Below are 23,730 nucleotides of genomic sequence, written 5' to 3' on the forward strand. Positions count from 1 at the left end.
TGACTCTTTCTGACTGAACAGGCAATCTGCTATGCCGCATCCTGCTTCGGACGGGCTTTAGGTTTCACCTGCTCGTCACGAAGTTCCCTTCTGAGGATTTTACCGACATTTGACTTCGGCAACTCATCGCGGAACTCAACAATCTTCGGTACTTTGTAACCGGTTAATAACCGGCGGCAATGTGCGAGTAGCTCTTCGCTGGTCAGTGAGGCGTCTTTCTTCACCACGCAAATTTTGACGATTTCACCCGACGACTCATCCGGCACACCAATGGCGGCAACTTCGAGTACCTTGTCATGTTGTGAAACCACCTCTTCAATTTCGTTAGGGTAAACATTGAAACCGGAAACCAGAATCATGTCTTTTTTACGATCGACAATCCGTAAGAAGCCCTGCTCATCCACTGTAACGATATCGCCCGTCGATAACCAGCCATCTTTTAGCACCTCGTCGGTGGCGGCAGGGCGTTGCCAGTAACCCAGCATAACCTGTGGACCTTTGACCCACAGCTCTCCAGGCTGGCCCGGTGCAACATCCTGTCCGTTATCATCCACAAGACGGACTTCCGTGGACGGGACCGGCAGGCCGATACTGCCACTGTAATGTTTCAGATCATACGGATTGCCCGCCACCAGGGGTGAACATTCTGTCAGCCCGTAACCTTCCAGCAGATGTTTACCGGTCAGCTTTTCCCACTTCTCAGCCACTGATTTCTGAACCGACATTCCGCCGCCGACCGAAAGACGCAGCGAGGAGAAATCAAGCTCACGGAAATCTTCATTATTGAGCAACGCGTTGAACAACGTATTTACACCGCTGATGGCGGTGAACGGATATTTACCGAGCTCTTTGACCATCCCCGCGACATCGCGCGGGTTGGTGATAAGCAGGCTCTTACCCCCCAGTTCAAGAAACAGCAGGCAATTCACTGTCAGGGCGAAAATGTGGTACAGCGGGAGCGCGGTCACTACCAGCTCATGCCCCGGCTGTAACAATGGCGCATAGGCTGCTTTCGCCTGCTCCAGATTCGCCTGCATGTTACGGTGAGTCAGCATCGCCCCTTTCGCCACCCCTGTGGTTCCACCGGTATATTGCAGGAACGCCAGATCATCATTAATGATTTCAGGTTTGATGTATTGCAGACGACGCCCGCGCTGTAAGGCGGTGCGGAAGGAAATCGCGTTCGGCAAGTGGTATTTCGGCACCAGCCGTTTGATATATTTCACCACAAAGTTAACCAGGGTACCCTTCGCCGCAGAAAGCTGATCGCCCATCCGGGTGAGGATCACATGCTTAATCTGGGTTTTGTACACCACTTTTTCCAGGGTATGGGCGAAGTTGGAAACAATCACAATGGCACTGGCACCGCTGTCGTTAAGCTGATGCTCAAGTTCGCGCGGCGTATACAGCGGATTGACGTTGACCACCACCATACCGGCGCGCAATACACCAAACAGGGCAATCGGATATTGCAGCAAATTAGGCATCATCAGGGCAACGCGATCGCCCTTTCTGAGTCCCAGTTCATTTTGTAAATAGGCGGCGAAAGCACGGCTGCGCTCTTCGAGCTTGCGGTAAGTCATCACCTCGCCCATGTTGATAAATGCCGCGTTGTCTGCGTAACGCAGTGTGGCATTTTCAAACATCTCGACCAGCGAACTGTAGCGGTCTGGATCGATGTTCTCAGGAACATCTGCCGGATATCGTTTTAGCCAAACCTTTTCCAAGGTATCACTCCTGAAATCATGTTCTGTTGCCGTCTCTATTCGACGAGTTTTATCACGTCTTTAACAATATTTTAACTCAGCTTACCAGTTGCGTTTCAAACAATGTCGAGGTTGAGAGGCGGGTCACTTTTTCTGCGCCCTGACTTTGCCAAACCGTCCATGGCAAAAAATAAAAAGGCGGCAATTAAGCCGCCTTAACAACGATCTTTTCTTCATGTCATTTCTTTGGCAGCGGCACAACCCCATGTGCCGCTGCCGGTTTTACTGCCGCCGGGCGTGGTGCGCCACGAGCAGGCGGTGCGCCGTGCGGCGGAGGCGGTCTACTCGGTGACGACGTTTTCGACCCGTGCCGGTGCGGCGTTATACCAGCCTGGCCCCCAGCCGGGACCAAACCCTCGCCCCCAGGAATCATAAGGTCCACCAAAACCATAGCCCCACGGACCGATAGGTTGCGGAGGCATAACGACTTGTTGCTGTATCCGCCAGCGTTTGTAGCTGTTGACATTAACGGTGACGAAATCATAAGACGTCTGGCCGATGGTGCCTTTTTCCACACCGGTAATAGGCCCGACGACGGTCACCAGTTGATTACGGTAATCCACCGGATCCACAAAGCCGTTAATGTAGGCCATGATACGCCCGCGCGATGCCGCCCCTAAAATCGGACGAGCACCGTCATCCAGCGGAACGGTGGCGATTTCCAGACGCGTCCTGTTTTGCAGGTTGGTCACAGAGATTACTTTTCCGCCAAAACGCGACTCCTGGCCGACATACAAACCAGGCGCACCTTGTACGGCCTGTAAATTCATTTGCGGCGTAGCCGTCGTACCCCGAATCTCATCGGGTACCGTGACACAACCGGATAATACCAGCACACTGAGCGCCACGGCACTCAGCGCCATTTTCTTACCCGCAATACCTGATAACTGCTGAACAACAGACCACTTACGCATTACGATGACTCCTGTGCAAACTCTTCATTTTGACCGTCTTTTGATGCACAAGTTGCCATCGTTTATCGGCCCGGCAGCTTTTTCCACGTAACTTCATTACGCAGGTAAGTCGGTTCAGCGTCTTGCGGATTAACGCGAACACCGTTTTCCCAGAGCCGGAGCGCCATCGGCAGCATGTCTTCCGCCTGTGGCAGTAACATTTTGCCATCAAATAATTCCACCACCGGCGATTCACCCAGTAAATCTGGGTAAGCTTCCCAGCCGGTGCCTACTGTGGCAAAACGCCCGGTTAACTCACCTGCACGCGCCAGAAGCTGTTCAGGTTTGATGACCTTTTCGGTATTCTCGCCGTGCCAGACACCTTGTACATCACGGGTAAATTCCCCCCAGTACACTTCGCCCATACGTGCATCAATGGCGGCAAGCACACGATCAGCGCCGGTCTGGCGATAAGCACCCTGCGCCATCGTTTGCAATGTTGAGACAGGTAACAAAGGCAGTTCCGCGCCAAGCGATAAGCCTTGGGCAATACCAATACCGATGCGCACGCCGGTGAAACTGCCCGGGCCTCGGCCGAAAGCCAGTGCGTCGAGTTGTTTCAGGGAAAGTCCCGCTTCGGCGAGAATTTGCTGCACCAGCGGCAAAATACGCTGCGTATGTTCGCGGGCGCAGAGTTCGAAATGAGCGAGCGTTTCGCCCTGATTGTAAAGCGCAACCGAACAGGCTTCTGTCGCCGTATCAATTGCTAAAATTCGCGTGGACATGCCAGACCTCAGGCGGGGAGATTAATAAGTTATACCCTAAATACTTCGAGTTGCAGGGAGACCACAAGCTCGTGAATCCCCGGGAACTTAGATAACTAAGTGACTGGGGTGAGCGAGCGCAGTCAACGCATCTGCAACGTGAAATGTGACGGGTATAAGAGCCTTTTTCGGGGCGGCATCTTAGCATAAACAAAGGGCTAATTCTGCTCTTCGGCGTTCTGTAAAAAGCGAATCGCGTGTGTGAGATCACGGGTACGTGGTGTGGGCGGCAAACTGTTGAGGAAAACTTCGCCATAAGGGCGCATAACCAACCGGTTATCACAAATCACCATCACACCACGGTCATCCGTATCACGGATCAAACGTCCGACGCCCTGCTTAAGGGTGATAACAGCATCCGGGAGTTGTACGTCATTAAACGGATCTCCGCCGCGCAGACGGCAATCTTCAATACGGGCTTTGAGCAACGGATCGTCAGGGGACGTGAACGGCAATTTGTCGATAATCACGCATGACAGCGTGTCCCCGCGCACGTCCACGCCTTCCCAGAAACTGCTGGTGGCAACCAGTAACGCATTACCGGCTTCGACAAATTGCGCCAGCAGCTGACCTTTACTGGTTTCACCCTGCAATAAAACCGGCAGCGTCAGGCTGGCCCTGAATTCTTCTGCCAGCTCGCGCATCATTTTATGAGACGTGCACAGGAAGAAACAGCGGCCTTTGTTGGCTTCGATAAGCGGGCGCAGCATACGTGCCAGCTGTTTTGCACCGCCCTGCACATTCGATTCGGGCAAAAAGCGCGGAACACATAACAGAGCCTGTCTGGCGTAATCAAACGGGCTCGGCAGCAACAACGTTTCTGCCTCATCCAGACCCAGCCGTTCCGTAAAATGATGCAACTGGTCGTTCACCGACAAAGTTGCAGAGGTGAAAATCCATGCCCCCGGTTTTTCTTTCATCATTTCGCTGAACTTGTCAGTCACCGACAACGGCGTCAGCGCCAGGACGAAATGACGTGAATTGCATTCGTACCAGTAGCTGTAACCGGGGATCGACACATCTTTCAGGCGCTTGAGACGGTTGCGGTAAAGCGTGGCGCGCTCGAAAGCGGCATCCAGCAGCGCAGAACGGCCGAGAGAGAGTTTGACCACGTCATAACAAAGTTCCAGCGCGTCATCAAGCAACAGTAAGGCGCGCTGAATGGCCGGCTGGCTAAGGACATCACGAAGATTGCCGCGAAATCCGGGCTCACCGAGCGCCAGACGGAAATCCATCGTGCTCTGGCTTAACCGGTCAGCGCTTTTCTGCAATTGCACAGAGTCACGGACCTCAGTCCGGTAAGCAATAGTGATGTCTTTCGCCATATCAAGCAGTTGGCGGCTGGTGACTTGCTGACCAAAATACTGGCTGGCAATATCTGGGATCTGATGGGCTTCGTCGAAAATCATCACGTCAGCTTCGGGGATCAGCTCGCCAAAGCCGCTCTCTTTCACCACCATGTCCGCCATAAACAGATGATGGTTTACCACCACCACATCGGCGTCCATCGCCTTACGGCGGGCTTTCACCACAAAACATTCTTTGTAAAGCGGGCAGTCACTACCCAGACAGTTATCGTTAGTACTGGTTACCAACGGCCAGACAAAGCTGTCTTCCGGCACCACGGTGCAGGTGCTGATATCACCCTCTTCCGTACTGCTTGACCAGTGACGCAGATGCGCCAGTTCACTGAGTGCCTGGCTGGCCAGATCGCCGCCGGAAAGCGATTGCTGCTCCAGCCGTTCCAGGCACAAATAGTTTGAGCGCCCTTTCAGCAGGGCCAGACGGCCTTTGAAGTTCAGCGCACTGGCAACTTTGGGCAAATCGCGGGAATACAGCTGATCTTGTAAGTTTTTCGAACCGGTGGAAATAATGACTTTTTTGCCGGAACGCAATGCGGGTGCCAGATACGCATAGGTTTTACCGGTCCCGGTTCCGGCTTCCACCACCAGCCCTTGTTTACCGCTGATGGCTTTGCTGACAGCCTGCGCCATCAGGCGCTGAGGTTCACGGGGTTTAAAACCTTCAATTTTCTGCGCCAGTGCGCCGTCTGTTGCGAAATCGTCTGTCACTGCGTCTCTCTGCCTGTACGGATCAGCAGTGATTATGCCAATCCCCCGGCCCGACTACCACCGCCATCTGTCAATCCAACGTATTCATGCTTTGTGATACCCTTAGCGGCATCATAAAAAAGTCACTAACGGGAGCTATAAACATGACCATCGAGCGTATCCGCCCTGAGCCACGGATGTCCGACATCGTTATCCATAACAACACCATTTACTACACGGCGGTACCGGAAAATCTGGACGCGGATGCAAAAGATCAGACAGCGGAAACGCTGGCGATCATTGACGCCGCGCTGGCGGAAGCAGGCTCAGACAAGAGTAAAATTCTTGATGCCACCTTGTTTCTGGTCAATAAAGATGATTTCCCGGCAATGAATGAAGCCTGGGACGCATGGGTATCGCCGGGCAATGCACCGGTGCGCTGTACGGTGCAGGCCAACCTGATGAACCCGAAGTATAAAATTGAAATTAAAATCATTGCCGCACGCTAATTGCTGATCAGCAGATATAAAAAAACCTCCCGCAGGAGGTTTTCATTCTTCGTACGTCGCAGTTTTAGATCGTAGCACCAGCAACCGCTTCTTTTGCCAGTTCAGTGATACGTGCGTAATCACCACTTTCCAGCGCATCAGCTGGCACCAGCCATGAACCACCGATACACAACACACTTTTCAGCGCCAGGTAATCACGATAGTTCTTCGGTGAAATCCCGCCGGTCGGGCAGAAACGCACCTGCGGGAACGGACCGGCAATCGCCTGCAACGCTTTCACGCCGCCATTGGCTTCAGCCGGGAAGAATTTAAATTCACGCAGACCGGCATCCAGCCCCATCATCAGTTCGGATACGGTGCAGATCCCCGGAATTAAAGGAATAGAACCGGCATTGGCTGCTTTCAGCAGAGCATCAGTCAGGCCAGGGCTAATCGCAAACTGGGCACCCGCTTCGGTCACTTCAGCCAGTTGCTCAGGATTGAGCACAGTCCCGGCGCCAATGATAGCGTCCGGTACTTCTTTGGCAATGGCGCGGATCGCATCCATTGCGCATGGGGTACGCAACGTTACTTCCAGCACACGTACGCCGCCAGCGACCAGTGCTTTGGCCAGCGGAACGGCATGCTCCAGTTTGTTGATAACAATCACAGGAACAACCGGCCCTGAGGTCAGAATTTGTTCCGCGCTTGTTTTCCAGTTTTTCATCTTTTTCTCCATTTATGCCCGCAGGCACCGTTGTGATTGATGGCGCGCCCCTGCCACAGGGACCGGCAGAGACTTTCTCCGCCAGTAACCGACCACACCCGATTGGACGATACTTCTCTCCCCGTCATATCTGAAGCCGCAGCGGCTGTGCGTGTTAACCCGAATCAAGGACGCATGTCAGCTCACCGGGTCTCACTTACTTGCCGCCTTGCGGCGACTTCATTTATTTGGGGGAGTCAAGACTCCCTACATTATCCGTTACTCGAATTCGTTCCAGGAACGCCCGTCGCGGGTGATCATCGCCACAGAAGCGACGGGTCCCCAGGTCCCGGACTGATACGGTTTTGGTGCTTCGCTCTCTGCCGCCCATGCGTTCATGATGGAGTCAACCCACTTCCAGGCCTCTTCCACTTCATCACGACGCACAAACAACGCCTGGATCCCGCGCATGGTTTCCAGCAGCAGACGCTCGTAAGCATCGGCAATATGCTGTTCATTAAAGGTTTCAGTAAAGCTCAGATCCAGCTTTGTCGTTTGCAGACGATGCTTGTGTTCAAGACCTGGCACTTTGTTCAGTACTTCGATCTCAATACCTTCGTCCGGTTGCAGACGAATGGTCAGTTTGTTCTGCGGCAGTTGCTGGTAAGAATCACGGAACAGGTTCAGCGCAGGATTTTTGAAATACACCACGACCTCGGAACACTTGCTCGGCAGACGTTTACCGGTACGCAGATAGAACGGCACTCCTGCCCATTGCCAGTTGTCGATATCCACACGAATAGACACGAAGGTTTCGGTGCTGCTGGTTTTTTTCGCCCCTTCTTCTTCCAGATAACCGGGAACTTTTTTGCCCTGCACAAAGCCTGCAGTGTATTGTCCGCGCACCGTGTTTTCACGCACGTTTGACTGGTCGATACGGCGCAGGGAACGCAGCACCTTGACTTTTTCATCACGAATACGGTCGGTACTCAGATCAGCCGGAGGCGACATAGCGATCATGGTCAGAATTTGCAACAGGTGGTTCTGGATCATGTCGCGCATCTGACCCGCGTCATCGAAGTAACCCCAGCGGCCTTCGATACCGACCTCTTCAGCGACCGTGATCTGCACATGATCGATCGTGCGGTTATCCCAGTTGCTGGCAAACAGATTGTTGGCAAAACGCAGTGCCAGAAGGTTCAGTACCGTTTCTTTACCCAGATAGTGGTCAATACGGTAAACCTGGGACTCAGCAAAGTATTCAGCCACCTGATCGTTGATGACCTGAGAAGACTCCAGAGAGTGTCCCAGTGGTTTTTCCATCACGACCCGCGCAGGCTCTTTGTTCAGTCCTGCTTCACCCAGACCGCGGCAAATCGCACCAAAGTGACTTGGCGCAATCGCAAAGTAGTTAATGGTAGCGCGGTTTTGCTGGTCGAGCATTTTGCCCAACACTTTGAAATGCTTAACATCGTTGACATCAAGGTTACAGAAATCAAGACGGGCACTGAGTTTATCCCACAGTTCCGGATCAATTTTTTCTTTCATGAAGGTGGTCAGTGCTTCTTTAACCACTTCGGTATAGGCCGCTTTGTCCCATTCCGCACGTCCCACACCGATGATGCGGGTGTCGGGGTGAATGTGACCTGCTTTCTCTAACTGATACAGGGAAGGCAACAGCTTACGGCGCGCAAGATCGCCCTTTGCACCGAAAATTACCAGATCACACGCCTGGGCTGTCTGAGTTACCGCCATGTTCTTCTCCTCAATGCAGGAATACCTAACATATTTCTGGTTGCTGTGCGTGAGCTGCAACTCGAATTATCTCGGGTACATATTGTAATTTTATTTCAGCAACAATGTACTCTGATTGCCTGTGAGCCGTAAACCATGATCTGACAAGGGGATAACTCTGCGTAAAACCTTGTTTTTATCATAAGTATCTCAGCTGCTGTCAAAACCCACAACATTCTGTAATTTTATGACAAAACTGAACAGAATTTACCATACTGAAAGTTAGATCTCGGTCAAACTCTGACAAAAAAAGCGGTTTTTTCGTCTGACTGACGCTGCCAACGGCATTAAGCGCGTAGTATATTTTCATCAAATCACTACGATTTCCTCTTTTCAAAGAAATCGTTGAAACCTATGAGTGTCATGCTTATGAATACATTGGAAAAAATCCAGACCCACCTTGACATTCTGAGTAAGTCAGAACGCAAAGTCGCCGAAGTTATTCTGGCATCTCCGCACATTGCCATTCACTCCAGTATTGCCACTCTCGCCCGCATGGCGGACGTCAGTGAACCTACTGTAAACCGTTTTTGCCGTCGCCTCGACACAAAAGGGTTTCCAGATTTTAAATTACATCTGGCACAAAGTCTGGCAAACGGTACACCTTATGTGAACCGTAACGTGGATGAAAGCGACAGCGTCAGCGCTTACACCAGTAAAATTTTCGAATCAGCCATGGCCAGCCTCGATCAGGTGAAAAACACCCTCGATATTACAGCTATCAACCGCGCGGTCGATTTACTCACCCAGGCAAAAAAGATTTCCTTCTTCGGACTGGGTGCATCAGCCGCCGTGGCGCATGATGCCATGAACAAATTCTTCCGGTTTAACATTCCCGTGGTGTATTTCGATGACATTGTTATGCAGCGCATGAGTTGCATGAATTCCAGCGAAGGCGATGTGGTGGTGTTGATTTCCCACACGGGCCGCACTAAAAATCTGGTCGAGCTGGCGCAACTTGCCCGCGAAAATGACGCCACGGTCATTGCCATCACCTCCTTTAATACGCCACTGGCGCATGAGGCAACGCTGGCTCTGTTACTGGATGTTCCGGAAGATACCGACGTTTATATGCCGATGGTTTCGCGTATCGCACAACTGACGTTGATTGATGTGCTGGCTACCGGGTTTACGTTGCGCCGTGGGACAAAATTCAGAGATAACCTGAAGCGGGTCAAAGAAGCGTTGAAAGAATCGCGCTTTGATAAGGGGATAGTCGTCCCTAACCTGTCAGAATAAGCTCGCCCACGGGTCGGCACATCAAATCATTCACAGAACATATGAACACAGCACCATTGATTTAATAGGGAGTCTGGCGGGAAATCTACGCGCAAAGTGCGCAGGGTAAATGTCAGACATGAGGTCAGCGGGTCACACAGGTGAAACCCTTTTGTATTACAATTACACCTAAACCTAATGTGGGCTCGCTGTTTTTTGCATTACCATTTTTCATCAGTTAACGGAGTTAGGCATGTCCAGAAGGCTCAGAAGAACGAAGATCGTTACCACACTCGGCCCTGCAACTGACCGCGACAATAATCTTGAGAAGATCATTGCTGCTGGTGCAAATGTTGTGCGTATGAATTTCTCCCACGGAACCCCTGAAGATCACATCCTCCGCGCTAACAAAGTCCGTGAAATAGCCGCGCGTCTCGGCCGCCACGTCGCGATCCTTGGCGATCTGCAAGGCCCAAAAATCCGCGTATCAACCTTTAAGGAAGGTAAAGTTTTCCTCAATATCGGCGACAAATTCCTGCTTGATGCCAATATGAGTAAAGGTGAAGGCGATAAAGAAAAAGTAGGTATCGATTATAAAGGTCTGCCGGCCGATGTGGTACCCGGTGACATTCTGTTACTTGATGACGGCCGTGTGCAGCTGAAAGTACTGGAAGTTCAGGGCATGAAAGTGTTCACCGAAGTTACCGTGGGCGGCCCGCTCTCTAATAATAAAGGCATCAACAAGCTGGGCGGTGGCCTTTCTGCCGAAGCCCTGACTGAGAAAGATAAAGCAGACATTATTACTGCGGCCAAAATGGACGTAGATTATCTGGCAGTTTCATTCCCACGCACTGGCGAAGATCTTAACTATGCGCGCCGTCTGGCCCGCGATGCAGGCTGTAATGCGCAGATTGTTTCTAAAGTTGAACGTGCTGAAGCGGTAGCGACAGATGAAGCAATGGATGACATCATTCTGGCTTCCGACGTTGTCATGGTGGCCCGTGGAGACCTGGGTGTCGAGATCGGTGACCCTGAGCTGGTCGGCATCCAGAAAAAACTGATCCGTCGTGCACGTCAGTTAAACCGCGCGGTGATCACGGCGACCCAGATGATGGAATCAATGATCACCAACCCGATGCCAACCCGCGCAGAAGTGATGGACGTGGCGAACGCCGTGCTCGATGGCACCGATGCGGTGATGCTGTCAGCGGAAACGGCAGCGGGTCAGTATCCGGCTGAAACCGTGGCGGCCATGGCACGCGTTTGTCTGGGTGCAGAAAAAATCCCCAGCATTAACGTCTCCAAGCACCGCCTGGACGTGGAATTCGATAATATCGAAGAAGCCATTGCGATGTCTGCCATGTACGCAGCAAACCATCTGAAAGGCGTGACAGCCATCATTTCCATGACTGAATCGGGTCGTACTGCGCTGATGTTGTCCCGTATCAGCTCCGGTCTGCCGATCTTTGCCATGTCACGTCACGAACACACCCTGAACCTGACCGCGATTTACCGTGGCGTCACCCCTGTCTTCTTCGACAGCGTAAATGACGGGGTAGCGGGTGCACAAGATGCCGTGAATTTACTGCGTGATAAAGGTTATCTTTTGTCCGGCGATCTGGTGATCATCACCCAGGGTGATGTCATGAGTACCATCGGCACCACCAATACCAGCCGTATACTGCGTGTAGAATAATGGCAAAATGTAATAAGATATAAATATAGGGCCGATCATGATGATCGGCCTTCTTATTTATTTACTCCCCTGCCCGAAAATTTACTCCCCTTTTTGCATATCCGCCCAAACGCTTAATGCGAATATTATTGTTGCCCTTGTTTTGAAATAATCAGGTGCGGCGTGCAAACGTTCCGTCGGTAAAAGTTATTACACTTACAAATACTGCGTCTAAATATAACTTTTGATAGTAAAATACGCCCCACTTAGACAAAATAATGTATAAAAAATACAGATTCTTCCCATAGGAATATTAAGAGCTTAATATTCAACCGCTTATTTATGTGACGAACATCACATTAAACAATCAAAAAGTTCTGTTATGCGCAAATGTTTACTCTCGTTGTTGAATGATAATGATTTGCATTTATAATGATTCTCAATCGTTAAAACATTGCATAAATCCGTACTAAGGAAATCAAACAAGACATAACACTTATTATTTTCCATAAGATAAAATATTTAACCATACACTTTACAGGCATGGCCATCAGCCCTGCCTGCTAATGCTTACGTTCACTGCTAAATCCTGACTTTATCCGGGCGGCCGCCCCACGCCTGCTGAGGATGAAAAGGACTAACCCAAAGGATACAGAATGAGCCAGATAAATAACTGGGAATTAATGCAATCCGGTAGCCAAAATCTCACCCCAGCCCAGGCAAATATAAGCAAAAATAAGGGTTATATTTTTAACCACCACAATACCCCTGACTGGCAGGCGCAGATTGAACAAGGCGTTGAATTAATTAAATCCCATATTAACCATACTGAGAAACCCTTTTCCGGTGTTTCTCCGGCTGAATTAGCCGAGCAATTTCGCCATATTGACCTGACTAAACCTCTGGACGGAACGCGGCTGGCGCTGGAAGAACTGGATGATTTATATCTTCAGCACGCGGTCTATTTCCATCATCCGAAATACCTGGCGCATCTCAACTGTCCGACCGTCTTACCTTCCCAACTGGCGGAGCTGTTTATCAGTGCCATCAACTCCTCGGTGGATACCTGGGATCAGAGCGCAGGCGGCACGCTCATCGAGCAAAAAGTCATTGACTGGACACTCGCCCGTATCGGTTTTGGCGCACAGTCAGACGGTATTTTCACCAGCGGCGGGACCCAGTCCAACCTGATGGCCATGCTGCTGGCGCGCGACAGCCATTGCAAACGCACCCGACCGCAGCACAGCATCAAATATCAGGGTCTGCCGCCGGAAGCCAACCGCTGGCGTATTTTCAGTTCACAGGTCAGCCACTTCAGTATTCAGAAATCCGCTGCCCTGCTCGGCCTGGGTTATGACGCCGTGGTTCCGGTCGCCTGCGACAGCGCTTTTCGCATGGATATTGCCGCACTCCGTCAGGAAATTGAGCGCTGCCACGCTGAAGGGTTGATCCCGATTGCGGTCGTGGCAACCGCCGGTACGACTGACTTTGGCAGTATCGACCCGCTGAATGAGATCGCTGAAATCTGCCGCCAGGAAAAAATCTGGATGCATGCAGATGCCGCATACGGCTGTGGTTTGCTGGTTTCGCCACAGCATCGTCAGCGGATTGACGGCATCCATCTGGCCGATTCCGTCACCGTGGATTACCACAAATCCTTCTTCCAGCCGGTAAGCTGCAGCGCGTTTCTGGTTAATGACCACCGTCATCTGGAGCACGTGACACATCACGCCGAATATCTGAATCCGCTGAGTGCGAAACTGGAAGGCACGCCGAATCTGGTGAACAAAAGTATCCAGACCACCAAACGTTTTGATGCCCTCAAAATGTGGCTGACGTTGCGCATTATGGGTCAGCAGGCATTAGGAGAATCCTTTGATGTGCTGCTGGCCCGCGCGACACAAACGCATCAGATGATGGAAGAGAATCTGAATATTGAAGTGCTGCATAAGCCGGAGCTGAGCACGCTGGTGTTTCGGTTCGTACCGCGTTTATCCATGACGCATGAACAGATTGACGACATCAACGCCGGGATCCGTAAGGCCATTTTCCGCGACGGCAGCGCCGTTATCGCCGGAACCAAAGTACATCAGCGCCAGTATCTGAAATTTACCTTACTCAACCCAGCCACCACCACGGAAGACGTTGCCGATGTGCTTAGCCTGATTACTCATTACGGCAAAGAACTCACTGCCAGTGCGCTGAGCGCCGCGAAAAACCGGTAAAAGGAGCCACACCATGAATACCCACCCAAACGACCCTATGTATGATTTTATCGCCGTAGGAATCGGTCCGTTTAACCTCGGGCTGGCCTGTCTGACTGAACCACTGAAAGCGCTGAACGGCCTGTTTTTAGACCAGAATGACAGTTTCGACTGGCACACCGGCATGATGCTGGAAAGCGCACATTTACAGACCCCGTTTATGGCCGATCTGGTGACGCTTGCCGATCCGACCAGCCCTTACAGTTTTCTTAATTATCTTAAATTAAAGGGAAAACTCTACTCATTCTACATCCGTGAAGATTTCTTCATGATGCGTAAAGAGTTCAATCAGTATTGTCAGTGGGCATGCAGCCAGCTGACCAGCCTGCAATTCTCCACGCGCGTGGAGGGCGTTACCTGGGATGCGGCACAGGAATGCTATCGGATAGAGGCGCGCTCGACGAAAAGCGGCGAAAAACAGATTTACCGTACCCGAAGGCTGGTTCTCGGCACAGGGCCGTCAGCGTGGATGCCTGCCTGTGCGCGGGATGCCGGTAGAAACGTGCATCACTCCTCGGCCTATTTACCGAATAAACAGCAGGTACAAAATTCAAAATCCATCACCGTAGTCGGCAGTGGCCAGAGCGCCGCAGAAATTTACTATGACCTGCTCTCCGACATCGACACGCACAATTATCATCTGACGTGGGTAACCCGTGCACCGCGTTTCTACCCGCTGGAATACAGCAAACTGACGCTGGAAATGACCTCACCGGAATATATCGACTATTTCCACGCGCTGCCGGTAAGCAAGCGCGATCAGCTCAATCGGGAACAAAAATGTCTGTATAAGGGCATTAACATCAGTCTGATCAACGATATTTATGACCTGATGTACGTCAAACGCCTCGACGGCCCGCTGAGTGTCGATTTGTACACACATTCGGAACTGACAGCGCTGACCCGCAGCCGCAGCGGCGAACTTGAAATGACCTTGTTCCACCACGAACAGCAACAGCAATACCGGCACCGCACGGAATCAGTGATCCTCGCGACCGGGTACGGCTATCAGCCACCGCAGTTTGTGGAGGGCATTTATAACCGCATTCAGTGGGATGAAGCCGGTCGTTACGCCGTCAACCGCAATTACAGCATCGATGCGCACAACCAGATTTTCGTACAAAACGCCGAGCTTCATACGCACGGTTTCGTCACACCGGATCTGGGCATGGCGTGCTACCGCAACAGCACTATTATCCGCGAAATGCTCGGCCATGAAGTGTATCCGGTGGAAAAAACCATTGCTTTCCAGACCTTTGGCACCCGCAGCCCTGACGCAAACTAACGGAGATTTACTCATGTCTGATGCCATTTCTACCGCCGTATTCTCCTGCCTGCGCGATGCAGGGAAACTGTCTTTACGCCCGCTGTCTCCGGAAAAAGACGCCGCCGTTTTACATGGCTGGATGACGCAGCCCTACGCGCATTTCTGGGGGATGCAAAACAGCACCATTGCAGAAGTCAGCAATTTCTATCGCGACCTGACTCAGGATAAACCGCTGGCAGCGCTGATGGGCGAAATCGACGGACAGCCGCAATTTCTCATCGAATGCTATCCGGTTGAGGATGACCCGTTGCATGAGCATTACGCTGTACAACCCGGTGATATGGGCATGCATATTCTGCTGTCACCGGCTGAAAAACCGGTGACTGGCTTCAGCTGGCAGGTGTTTTCAGCGGTGATGGAGTACCTGTTCAGCCAGCCCGATGTCCGGCGCGTGGTAGTCGAGCCGGATGTTCGCAATGAAAAAATTCATAAGCTGAATAAACGCGCCGGTTTCCGCTATCAGAAACAAATCCAACTGACACACAAAACTGCATGGCTGGCATTTTGCCAGCGCGAAGATTTTTTTCAGGCCAGCCAGAAGGAAAAACACACCATGACCCCTGCTAATCTGCAAACCGGGCAGCACCTGCAACCTGAAATCTGGGCGAAAGCGAATGCCCTGCTGCTGCGTAAATGCCTGTCCGAGCTAACCCATGAACGTCTGCTCACACCTCAGGCATTAAAAACAACCGGCACCTGGACGGATTATCAGCTGACGGTTCCCGCCTCGGAAATTGAATACCATTTCCGGGCACGCTTGCTGCCACTCAATGACTGGATGATTGATCTCAAGAGCATTAAGCGTCTGGATAATTTTACCGTGCAACCCCTGGATGCCGTTAAATTTATCATTGAATTCGCAGAACATATTGGTATCTCACAAGCCATGCTGCCGACTTATCTGGAAGAAATCAGCAGCACGCTTTACAGCAGCGCTTATAAACTGGCGAATAATCACACGACAGCAAAGCAACTGTCAGAAGCCGATTTCCAGACTGTCGAAACCAGCATGACTGAAGGCCATCCAGGCTTTATCGCTAACAATGGCCGTATCGGTTTTGATGCCGGTGATTATGTTCGCTATGCACCGGAAGCGGCCAGCCCACTGCAACTGGTCTGGGTTGCGGTTCATCATGACAAAGCACATTTCGCCAGTGTCGAAGGTTTGCCCTATGAAAAGCTGATCGCAGAAGAGTTGGGCGAAGCGCAGATTTGTGCTTTCACGCAGAAGCTGATTGATAAAGGTGTCGATCCGAAAAATTACTATTTCATGCCGGTGCATCCGTGGCAGTGGCAGAACAAATTACTGACCGTTTTCGCACCGGATATTGCCCGTCAGTTTCTGATTTATCTTGGTGAAGGTGAGGATAACTATCTGGCGCAGCAGTCAATCCGCACCTTCTACAATACCAGCCGTCCGCAAGGGCGTTACGTTAAAACAGCGTTGTCGATCCTGAATATGGGCTTTATGCGCGGGCTTTCGCCGTACTATATGGCGACGACGCCGGGCATCAATGAATGGCTGGCGGATCTGGTGGAAAACGATTCGTATCTGCAATCCACCGGTTTCAGCATTTTGCAGGAAGTGGCGTCGCTCGGTTATCACAATCACTATTTCGAAGACGCCATAAAAGGTGACAGCGCATACAAGAAAATGTTTGCGGCGCTGTGGCGTGAAAATCCGGTCGCCCTGTTGCAACCCAACCAGCGCCTGATGACCATGGCTGCCCTGCTGCATACCGACAAACATGGCGATGCGCTGATTGTCGAGATGATCAAATCATCCGGTCTGGCCACCGGAGACTGGCTTAAACGTTACATGCACGCCTATCTCAGCCCGCTGCTGCACTGTTTCTATCAGTACGATCTGGTGTTCATGCCGCATGGCGAAAACCTGATTCTGCGTTTCGAAAACAATATCCCGGTCAATGCCTTCATGAAGGATATCGCCGAGGAAATTGCGGTGATGAACCCGGATGCCTGTCTGCCTGAAAAAGCCAAACGTCTGGCGGTAGATGTGCCGGATGATCTGAAAATTTTGTCGATTTTCACTGACGTCTTTGCCGGCGTATTCCGGTTTATTGCCCGCATTCTGGAAGAGCATGGCGATTATCCTGCCGGACAGTTCTGGCAGGTGGTGGCAGAAGTGGTCCGCGATTATCAGACTCAGTATCCGGAACTGGCCGGGAAATTTGCCCGGTATGACATGTTCGGCGCCGAGTTTACGCACTCGTGTCTGAACCGCCTGCAACTGGCGAATAATCAGCAAATGATCAATCTTTCAGATCCGGCGCAGAATCTTAAGTTCGCCGGCACGCTGGAAAATCCGATTGCCGCCTACGCCAACCGTTACTGAAACCCCTTTTTCTAATCTGCAGAATTTTAGCGCGGCTTTCACAGGCCGCGCTTTTTCGATGTGAAATCCTGGAGTATTAACGTTATGTCGTCCGTTTCCGAACCCGCTTCGCGGTTGAATTTTCGCCAGAGGTTGTTCCCGCTGTCGCTGGTGTTATTCGAATTTGCCACCTATATCGCCCACGATATGATCCAGCCGGGTATGTTGCGGGTGGTCAGTGATTTCAGTGCCAGTGCCGACTGGGTTTCCACCTCACTGACCGCGTATCTGTGCGGCGGTATTTTGCTGCAATGGCTGCTGGGTCCGCTGTCCGACAGGCTCGGACGCAGACCTGTCCTGCTGGCAGGCGTGGCCTTCTTCACCGCCACGTGCCTGCTGACAGTTTTTACCCAAAACATTGAACAATTCATTCTGATGCGCTTTTTACAGGGCATGAGTCTGTGCTTTATCGGTGCAGTGGGTTATGCCGCCATTCAGGAAGCATTCAGTGAAACAATGAGCATTAAACTGATGGCGCTGATGGCTAACATCACGCTGATAGCCCCCCTGCTCGGGCCGCTGGCTGGCGCGGCGTTTATTCATTATGCGCCATGGAAAGCCATGTTTGTGTTGTTCTCGCTGGTCTCTGCATTTTCATTCTGGGGTCTGTGGCGCAGCATGCCGGAAACTGCCACCGGACGCGGGGAAAGATTTTCAATACGCCGCTTACTGACCGATTACCGCGAAGTGTTCAGCAATACCGGCGTGATTCTCGGGTCGCTGTCCATCGGGCTGATCACCCTCCCGCTGCTGGCGTGGGTGGCGCAGTCACCGGTATTACTGATTCAGGATGCCGGTATGACGCCGCTACAGTACGGATGGTTACAGGTGCCGGTATTCGCCGGGCTGATGATCGGTAATATCACACTCAGCAAAATCAGTGGGAAAGTGAATATCCGCACACCCGTCTGGATAGGCATTGTCCCAATAGTGCTCGGTCTGGCGGTCAGCGCCGGTGCCGCGCTGTTTATGGTGCACGCCTGGGGCTGGATAATTGGCGGGCTCAGCCTGTATGCGCTGGGCTCAGGGCTGGTAAGTGCCGGGCTTTACCGTCTGACACTGTTTTCCAGCCCGACCGGCAAAGGCACCGTTGCGGCGACGCTGGGGCTGATCACAATTGTGGTATTTGCGGCGGGCATCGAAGTGGCAAAGCAGTTGTATTTCGTACTCGGCAGCGGCATGTTTATGCTGACGGGTATGATTTCCGGCGCGACCGGCGTATTGCTGATTGCCGCGTTCCTCAGGCGTATCCCTGAAAAAAACATACAAAAAAGCTGAGGTGTGAGCCTCAGCTTTTCAAATTTTTAATGGTTACTTTTTGGGATAAAGTTCTTTGCGCGAATAAGGCTCAGGTTCACCCGGCTTTCGGGTTTTAAGCAGCTTGAGGATCCAGGTGTACTGTTCCGGATTCGGTCCGACCAGCACTTCCACCTCCTCGTTCATCCGCCGTGCGATGCGATTGTCATCGGCAGTGGCCAGATCATCCATCGGCGGGCGCACATAAATATCCAGCCTTTGTTCGTGGCCGTTATAGACAGGGAACAGCGGGATGATCGACGCACGGCACACTTTCATCAGACGTCCGACCGCAGGCAATGTTGCCTTGTAGGTGGCAAAGAAATCGACGAATTCACTGTGCTCAGCGCCGTGATCCTGATCCGGCAGATAGTAACCCCAGTACCCCTGACGCACTGAACTGATGAACGGCTTGATGCCGTCATTACGCGCATGCATTCGACCACCAAAACGACGGCGAACGGTATTCCACAGATAATCGGTCAGCGGGTTTTTCTGATTATGGAACATAGCGGCCATCGGCTGTCCGTCAGCGGCCATCAGCATCGCCGGGATATCCACAGCCCATCCGTGTGGCACCAGAAAAATCACATTTTTGCCTTCGGCATGCATCTGGTCGACAATTTCTTTGCCGTGCCAGTGAACACGCTGCATGATTTTTTTAGGATCACGGAGGGCCAGTTCAGCCATCATCACCATAGATTGCGGAGCGGTGGCAAACATCTCATCGATGATATGTTCACGTTCAGCTTCAGGTGTTTCGGGCAGACAATACAGCAGATTAATTTGCGCACGACGACGTGCGCCTTTCGCAAATTTTCCGGCCAGACGGCCAAGGCTGCCTAAAATAGGGTCGCGAACCTTCGCCGGCAGATATGCCATTCCGGCCATCGCTCCGACGCCCAGCCAGACGCCCCAGTAGCGCGGATGATAGAAGGCTTTCTGAAATTGCGGAATAAATTCAATAGTCGATCGTTTTTCTTTTTCTGGCTGCATGCTCAGGCTCTTATGACAAATTCTGCCTTAATGATAAGTGCAGTGATTTATTTTGCAATAAATCACTGCCTTGGAAAATTAAGCGCGAAGAGATCAGTCAAGCTTCAGTTGAGGAACAACCTCACGAACAGTGGCCAGATAAGTACTGCGATCTTTACCTGTCAGCCCTTCCGTTCTCGGCAGTTTTGCCGTCAGCGGATTCACAGCCAGCTGGTTAATCCACATTTCAAAATGCAAATGCGGACCGGTTGAACGGCCGGTATTGCCGGACAGTGCGATGCGATCGCCCCGTTTCACTTTCTGACCGGGTTTCACCAACAGCTTACGCAAATGCATATAACGGGTCATGTACTGACGACCGTGACGGATGGCAACATAGTTACCCGCAGCGCCGCCATTCTTGGCAACGACCACTTCACCATCGCCCACCGCCAGCACCGGCGTACCGACAGGTACGGCGAAATCGACGCCACGGTGCGGTGCTATGCGCCCGGTCACCGGGTTCAGACGACGCGGGTTGAAATTAGAAGAAACGCGGTATTGTTTACCGGTCGGGAAACGCAGAAAGCCCTTCGCCAGCCCGCTGCCGGTGCGGTCATAAAATTTGCCGTCTTCAGCCCGGACAGCGTAATAGTCTTTGCCGCCGGTACGCATATGCACGGCCTGCAATTCACTTTGCTCATTCTTACCGTCCAGTACTTCGTGGGACATCAGCACCGCAAAGTCGTCGCCTTTCTTCAATTTACGGAAATCAAGTTGCCACTGCAGTGCTTTAATAACAGCACTGACTTCAGCGCTGCTCAGCCCTGCGGCTTTGGCGCTGGTGACAAAACTGCCGTTCAGCGTCCCTTTCAATACTGAATCTTTCCATTCCCCTTTCAGGGTTTCCAGAGAGGATTTAAACGTGTTGCCCGAACGGTCAAAGGTGTAAGTTTCGCGACGTGATTTTTCCCATGTCAGGCGTTGCAAATCACCGGCATCATTGAGCGTCCACGAAATTTGCTGACCGATTTTCAGATTACGTAAATCACGGTTGGCATCTGAAAGTGCAGCGATTTCTGACATATCAATGCCGTACTGATTCAGAATGCTACTCAGCGTATCGCCGGTAGAAACCACATATTCATGTACGCCGGCTTCATTGACTGTTTTATCGTCAAGATCATCTTGCGGAATGTCATCATCGGCGGGGGGAGACTGGTCGATAGGCTCGCTGGCTTCAGGAAGCAGTGAACGTAATTGCTGGTTATCAAGGGTGATATTTTTAACCAGCGGTTTGGTATCGGAAAGGTCATTGTCCGGGTGATAGGCTAACGGTTTCCATACGGCCACAGCCAGTGTGACGACGGTAAGTGACCCCAGCATAATGCGATGGGGCCGCGGAAGGTTGCTATACGCCAGAGCGATAGATCGGGCTATCAGCTGCACTTAAATTCTGTCCTTTTAGCTTACTTCAGGCAGCTCAGGTACTGGTTCGCCAGCTGTGACAAAAAGTTCACGTAGCTGTCCGCACCGAGTGCAATGCTGCTCCCCAAGGGATCCAATGTGCCCATACGCACTTTTGTTCCCTGGGCAACAGCCGTTATGACGGCTGGCCTGAATTGTGGCTCAGCAAAAACGCAGGTCGCTTTTTGCTCAACCAACTGTGTTCGAATGAGATGTAATCGCTGTGCACCAGGTTGAATTTCGGGGTTGATCGTAAAGTGACCACGTGGCGAAAGGCCGAAGTGTTTTTCAAAGTAGCCATAAGCGTCGTGAAAAACAAAATATCCCTTACCCTGCACAGGCTGCAGCATAGTACCAATATTTTTGTCAGTTTTTGTCAGCCCGTCTTCAAAACGTGCCAAATTTACATCTAATTGTTGCTTTTTCTGCGGAACCAGCTCTGCGAGCTTGTTGTGGATCTCAATGGCGGCTTCGCGGGCGATTTCCGGTGACAACCAGACGTGCATATTATATTCGCCATGGCGGTGTTCATCCGCCTCATGCTCATGCTCATGAGCCTCGTCATGTTCATCGTCATCACTGCCTTTCATTAGCAATGGTTTCACTGCCGGTAACGTCGCGATGGCGACCTGACGGATTGGTGGCAGTTGCGCTGCTGACTTGGTCATAAACGCTTCCATTTCCGGCCCCACCCATACCACCAGATCGGCGCTGCGCATACGCTGAATATCGGAAGGGCGTAATGCAAAATCATGAGGCGACGCCCCGTCCGGCAGCAACACTTGCGTCGGCATGACGCCGTCGGCAATAGCGGATGCGATAAAACCCAGCGGGCGTACGGAAGCCAGAACAGCGGCCTGCGTGCTGAAAACCGCACCTGAACTTAATATTGCGGCGGCCAGAAACATCCGTTTAACGCTTTTTTTCTGTATCATGCTGAGTGAACTCATCTTCGGGTTGGGGGAAAACTGGTTATTTTTAGCGAAACGCAATATTATAACATCCGATTTGTTCTGCAAGACCCTATGACATGTCCACATTAGCTACGCTCCAAAATATTTCAGTGACTTTCGGTGCACGACGGGTGTTGTCCAACATCTCGTTAAGTCTGCAACCGGGGAAAATTCTGACCCTTCTCGGCCCGAATGGCGCGGGAAAGTCCACATTAGTGCGCGTTGTGCTTGGCCTGATTGCGCCAACAGAAGGCAAGATGACCTGCGAACCCGGTTTACGTATCGGCTATGTTCCGCAGAAAATTCATCTCGATCCTACCATGCCGCTGACCGTCAGCCGTTTTATGCGACTGAAGCCCGGTGTGAAGAAAAGCGATATTTTGCCCGCCCTGAAACGCGTACAGGCCGCGCATCTGCTGGATCAACCGATGCAAAAACTCTCCGGCGGCGAAAACCAGCGTGTTCTGCTGGCGCGTGCGTTAATGAACAGCCCGCAGTTATTGGTACTCGATGAGCCGACCCAGGGCGTTGACGTCAACGGACAGCTGGCGCTGTACAACCTGATCGACAGCCTGCGCTGTGAATTGGGTTGCGCCGTGCTGATGGTTTCGCATGATTTGCATCTGGTGATGGCGAAAACGGATGAAGTGTTGTGCCTGAACCAGCACATCTGCTGTTCCGGCTCGCCGGAAGTGGTCTCTGCGCACCCTGAATTTATTGCGATGTTCGGTAATCGTGGCGCAGAACAGCTGGCTATTTACCGACATAACCATAACCATCGTCATGATTTAAAGGGAAAGATAATTTTGCGCAACACCGGAGGTCGTGACGCATGATCGCGCTGTTATTACCTGGCTGGCTGGCAGGCGTTTTGCTGGCAATTGCCGCCGGCCCGCTGGGCTCGTTCGTCGTCTGGCGTCGTATGTCCTATTTCGGCGATACGCTGGCTCATGCGTCACTCCTCGGCGTAGCCTTTGGTTTACTGCTTAATATTAATCCTTTTTATACCGTTATCGCCGTCACTTTATTGCTGGCCGTATTGCTGGTATTGCTCGAACGTAAACCGCACCTGGCTGTCGATACCCTGCTCGGGATTATGGCGCACAGCGCACTGTCACTCGGGCTGGTGGTCGTCAGCCTGATGTCCGGCGTGCGTGTGGATCTGATGGCATATTTGTTCGGTGATTTGTTGTCGGTGACATACAGCGACATCTGGATGATTGGCGTTGGCGTAACGGTGGTGATTGCAGTGCTGTGCTGGCAATGGCGGGCGCTGCTTTCCATGACCATCAGTCCGGAACTGGCGCATGTCGATGGCGTAAACCTGCAACGTTCGCGCATCATCCTGATGCTGGTAACGGCGCTGACCATCGGTCTGGCGATGAAATTCGTCGGTGCGCTGATCATCACCTCATTGCTGATTATTCCCGCCGCGACCGCGCGGCGCTTCGCTAAAACGCCGGAACAAATGGCGTATGTGGCGGTGATAACGGGCATTGTTGCCGTGACCGGCGGCCTGACGTTCTCGGCATTCTATGATACACCTGCCGGCCCTTCTGTCGTGCTGTGTGCCGCGGTGTTATTTATGTTCAGCCTCAGTAAAAAACAGATTGCCTGACCGCAACGCCTGAGACAAAA

18 protein-coding genes are annotated in these 23,730 nt (G+C 51.9%); 9 read left to right on the forward strand and 9 right to left on the reverse strand.

Features of this window, described 5'->3' with window-relative positions; genetic code table 11:
- Window positions 1-29: 29 nt before the first annotated feature.
- The 4 genes from fadD to J1781_RS23325 all read right to left on the reverse strand — a co-directional run bounded on the left by fadD (window position 30) and on the right by J1781_RS23325 (window position 5,555).
- Window positions 30-1,727: a long-chain-fatty-acid--CoA ligase FadD gene (gene fadD / locus J1781_RS23310; RefSeq protein WP_129951111.1), complete on the reverse strand. Its 1,698-nt coding sequence runs from the start codon at window positions 1,725-1,727 to the stop codon at window positions 30-32.
- Window positions 1,728-2,047: 320 nt separating this feature from the next.
- On the reverse strand, window positions 2,048-2,680 hold the full coding sequence (locus tag J1781_RS23315; RefSeq protein WP_129951110.1) for a Slp family lipoprotein: 633 nt from the start codon (window positions 2,678-2,680) through the stop codon (window positions 2,048-2,050).
- A gap of 62 nt (window positions 2,681-2,742) precedes the next feature.
- Window positions 2,743-3,444: a tRNA (adenosine(37)-N6)-threonylcarbamoyltransferase complex dimerization subunit type 1 TsaB gene (tsaB, locus tag J1781_RS23320; protein WP_217219328.1), complete on the reverse strand. Its 702-nt coding sequence runs from the start codon at window positions 3,442-3,444 to the stop codon at window positions 2,743-2,745.
- 197 nt (window positions 3,445-3,641) lie between these two features.
- Window positions 3,642-5,555 (reverse strand): DNA repair helicase YoaA, encoded by a 1,914-nt coding sequence (locus J1781_RS23325; RefSeq protein ID WP_129951108.1) that lies wholly within the window; start codon window positions 5,553-5,555, stop codon window positions 3,642-3,644.
- A 143-nt stretch (window positions 5,556-5,698) separates the two neighbouring features.
- Here J1781_RS23325 and J1781_RS23330 point away from each other — a divergent pair, with 143 nt between their 5' ends.
- Window positions 5,699-6,043 (forward strand): RidA family protein, encoded by a 345-nt coding sequence (locus tag J1781_RS23330; RefSeq protein ID WP_129951107.1) that lies wholly within the window; start codon window positions 5,699-5,701, stop codon window positions 6,041-6,043.
- Between the two features lie 64 nt (window positions 6,044-6,107).
- Here J1781_RS23330 and J1781_RS23335 read toward each other — a convergent pair whose 3' ends face one another.
- Together J1781_RS23335 and zwf are read right to left on the reverse strand one after the other, a co-directional pair.
- A complete protein-coding gene (locus J1781_RS23335; protein ID WP_129990812.1) occupies window positions 6,108-6,749 on the reverse strand; it encodes a bifunctional 4-hydroxy-2-oxoglutarate aldolase/2-dehydro-3-deoxy-phosphogluconate aldolase in 642 nt (213 codons plus the stop codon).
- A 258-nt stretch (window positions 6,750-7,007) separates the two neighbouring features.
- The gene (gene zwf / locus J1781_RS23340; RefSeq protein ID WP_129951105.1) at window positions 7,008-8,483 is read right to left on the reverse strand and encodes a glucose-6-phosphate dehydrogenase; all 1,476 of its coding nucleotides are present in this window, start codon (window positions 8,481-8,483) and stop codon (window positions 7,008-7,010) included.
- Between the two features lie 408 nt (window positions 8,484-8,891).
- Between zwf and J1781_RS23345 the strand changes: the two genes are divergently transcribed.
- The 6 genes from J1781_RS23345 (at window position 8,892) to J1781_RS23370 (ending at window position 18,679) form a co-directional block, all read left to right on the forward strand.
- Window positions 8,892-9,761 (forward strand): MurR/RpiR family transcriptional regulator, encoded by an 870-nt coding sequence (locus J1781_RS23345; RefSeq protein WP_129951104.1) that lies wholly within the window; start codon window positions 8,892-8,894, stop codon window positions 9,759-9,761.
- A gap of 232 nt (window positions 9,762-9,993) precedes the next feature.
- Window positions 9,994-11,436, forward strand: a complete 1,443-nt coding sequence (gene pyk / locus J1781_RS23350) for a pyruvate kinase (protein WP_129951103.1) — start codon at window positions 9,994-9,996, stop codon at window positions 11,434-11,436.
- A 635-nt stretch (window positions 11,437-12,071) separates the two neighbouring features.
- Window positions 12,072-13,640: a pyridoxal phosphate-dependent decarboxylase family protein gene (locus tag J1781_RS23355; RefSeq protein ID WP_238483603.1), complete on the forward strand. Its 1,569-nt coding sequence runs from the start codon at window positions 12,072-12,074 to the stop codon at window positions 13,638-13,640.
- A 13-nt stretch (window positions 13,641-13,653) separates the two neighbouring features.
- Window positions 13,654-14,964: a lysine N(6)-hydroxylase/L-ornithine N(5)-oxygenase family protein gene (locus tag J1781_RS23360; protein ID WP_129951101.1), complete on the forward strand. Its 1,311-nt coding sequence runs from the start codon at window positions 13,654-13,656 to the stop codon at window positions 14,962-14,964.
- A gap of 13 nt (window positions 14,965-14,977) precedes the next feature.
- The gene (locus J1781_RS23365) at window positions 14,978-17,362 is read left to right on the forward strand and encodes a GNAT family N-acetyltransferase (protein WP_217234265.1); all 2,385 of its coding nucleotides are present in this window, start codon (window positions 14,978-14,980) and stop codon (window positions 17,360-17,362) included.
- An 84-nt stretch (window positions 17,363-17,446) separates the two neighbouring features.
- Window positions 17,447-18,679 carry an MFS transporter gene (locus tag J1781_RS23370; protein WP_217234266.1) on the forward strand — a complete coding sequence of 411 codons (1,233 nt, stop codon included), beginning with the start codon at window positions 17,447-17,449 and terminating at the stop codon, window positions 18,677-18,679.
- Window positions 18,680-18,712: 33 nt separating this feature from the next.
- Here the strand turns inward: J1781_RS23370 and lpxM are convergent, their stop codons facing one another.
- The 3 genes from lpxM to znuA form a co-directional block, all read right to left on the reverse strand.
- The gene (gene lpxM / locus J1781_RS23375) at window positions 18,713-19,693 is read right to left on the reverse strand and encodes a lauroyl-Kdo(2)-lipid IV(A) myristoyltransferase (RefSeq protein WP_129990817.1); all 981 of its coding nucleotides are present in this window, start codon (window positions 19,691-19,693) and stop codon (window positions 18,713-18,715) included.
- Between the two features lie 93 nt (window positions 19,694-19,786).
- A complete protein-coding gene (gene mepM / locus J1781_RS23380) occupies window positions 19,787-21,121 on the reverse strand; it encodes a murein DD-endopeptidase MepM (RefSeq protein ID WP_129951097.1) in 1,335 nt (444 codons plus the stop codon).
- Window positions 21,122-21,141: 20 nt separating this feature from the next.
- Window positions 21,142-22,074, reverse strand: a complete 933-nt coding sequence (gene znuA / locus J1781_RS23385) for a zinc ABC transporter substrate-binding protein ZnuA (RefSeq protein ID WP_129990818.1) — start codon at window positions 22,072-22,074, stop codon at window positions 21,142-21,144.
- A 95-nt stretch (window positions 22,075-22,169) separates the two neighbouring features.
- On the opposite strand from znuA, the gene znuC reads away from it, so the two are divergent.
- Together znuC and znuB are read left to right on the forward strand one after the other, a co-directional pair.
- Window positions 22,170-22,928, forward strand: a complete 759-nt coding sequence (gene znuC, locus J1781_RS23390) for a zinc ABC transporter ATP-binding protein ZnuC (protein WP_129951095.1) — start codon at window positions 22,170-22,172, stop codon at window positions 22,926-22,928.
- Window positions 22,925-23,710 (forward strand): zinc ABC transporter permease subunit ZnuB, encoded by a 786-nt coding sequence (gene znuB, locus J1781_RS23395; protein ID WP_129951094.1) that lies wholly within the window; start codon window positions 22,925-22,927, stop codon window positions 23,708-23,710. Before znuC ends, znuB begins: the two co-directional genes overlap by 4 nt.
- Window positions 23,711-23,730: the final 20 nt, after the last annotated feature.

It is taken from the genome of Rahnella perminowiae (assembly GCF_019049695.1).
In the GTDB taxonomy this organism is placed as follows: Bacteria; Pseudomonadota; Gammaproteobacteria; order Enterobacterales; family Enterobacteriaceae; genus Rahnella; species Rahnella perminowiae.

Bases quoted from the DNA above. Each gene is read 5' to 3' on its own strand.
- J1781_RS23370 (WP_217234266.1), top strand. From the start codon at position 17,447: ATGTCGTCCGTTTCCGAACCCGCTTCGCGGTTGAATTTTCGCCAGAGG.
- lpxM (WP_129990817.1), bottom strand. From the start codon at position 19,693: ATGCAGCCAGAAAAAGAAAAACGATCGACTATTGAATTTATTCCGCAA.
- tsaB (WP_217219328.1), bottom strand. From the start codon at position 3,444: ATGTCCACGCGAATTTTAGCAATTGATACGGCGACAGAAGCCTGTTCG.
- J1781_RS23330 (WP_129951107.1), top strand. From the start codon at position 5,699: ATGACCATCGAGCGTATCCGCCCTGAGCCACGGATGTCCGACATCGTT.
- znuB (WP_129951094.1), top strand. From the start codon at position 22,925: ATGATCGCGCTGTTATTACCTGGCTGGCTGGCAGGCGTTTTGCTGGCA.
- J1781_RS23355 (WP_238483603.1), top strand. From the start codon at position 12,072: ATGAGCCAGATAAATAACTGGGAATTAATGCAATCCGGTAGCCAAAAT.
- pyk (WP_129951103.1), top strand. From the start codon at position 9,994: ATGTCCAGAAGGCTCAGAAGAACGAAGATCGTTACCACACTCGGCCCT.
- J1781_RS23335 (WP_129990812.1), bottom strand. From the start codon at position 6,749: ATGAAAAACTGGAAAACAAGCGCGGAACAAATTCTGACCTCAGGGCCG.
- znuC (WP_129951095.1), top strand. From the start codon at position 22,170: ATGTCCACATTAGCTACGCTCCAAAATATTTCAGTGACTTTCGGTGCA.
- znuA (WP_129990818.1), bottom strand. From the start codon at position 22,074: ATGATACAGAAAAAAAGCGTTAAACGGATGTTTCTGGCCGCCGCAATA.
- J1781_RS23365 (WP_217234265.1), top strand. From the start codon at position 14,978: ATGTCTGATGCCATTTCTACCGCCGTATTCTCCTGCCTGCGCGATGCA.
- zwf (WP_129951105.1), bottom strand. From the start codon at position 8,483: ATGGCGGTAACTCAGACAGCCCAGGCGTGTGATCTGGTAATTTTCGGT.
- J1781_RS23315 (WP_129951110.1), bottom strand. From the start codon at position 2,680: ATGCGTAAGTGGTCTGTTGTTCAGCAGTTATCAGGTATTGCGGGTAAG.
- J1781_RS23360 (WP_129951101.1), top strand. From the start codon at position 13,654: ATGAATACCCACCCAAACGACCCTATGTATGATTTTATCGCCGTAGGA.
- J1781_RS23345 (WP_129951104.1), top strand. From the start codon at position 8,892: ATGAATACATTGGAAAAAATCCAGACCCACCTTGACATTCTGAGTAAG.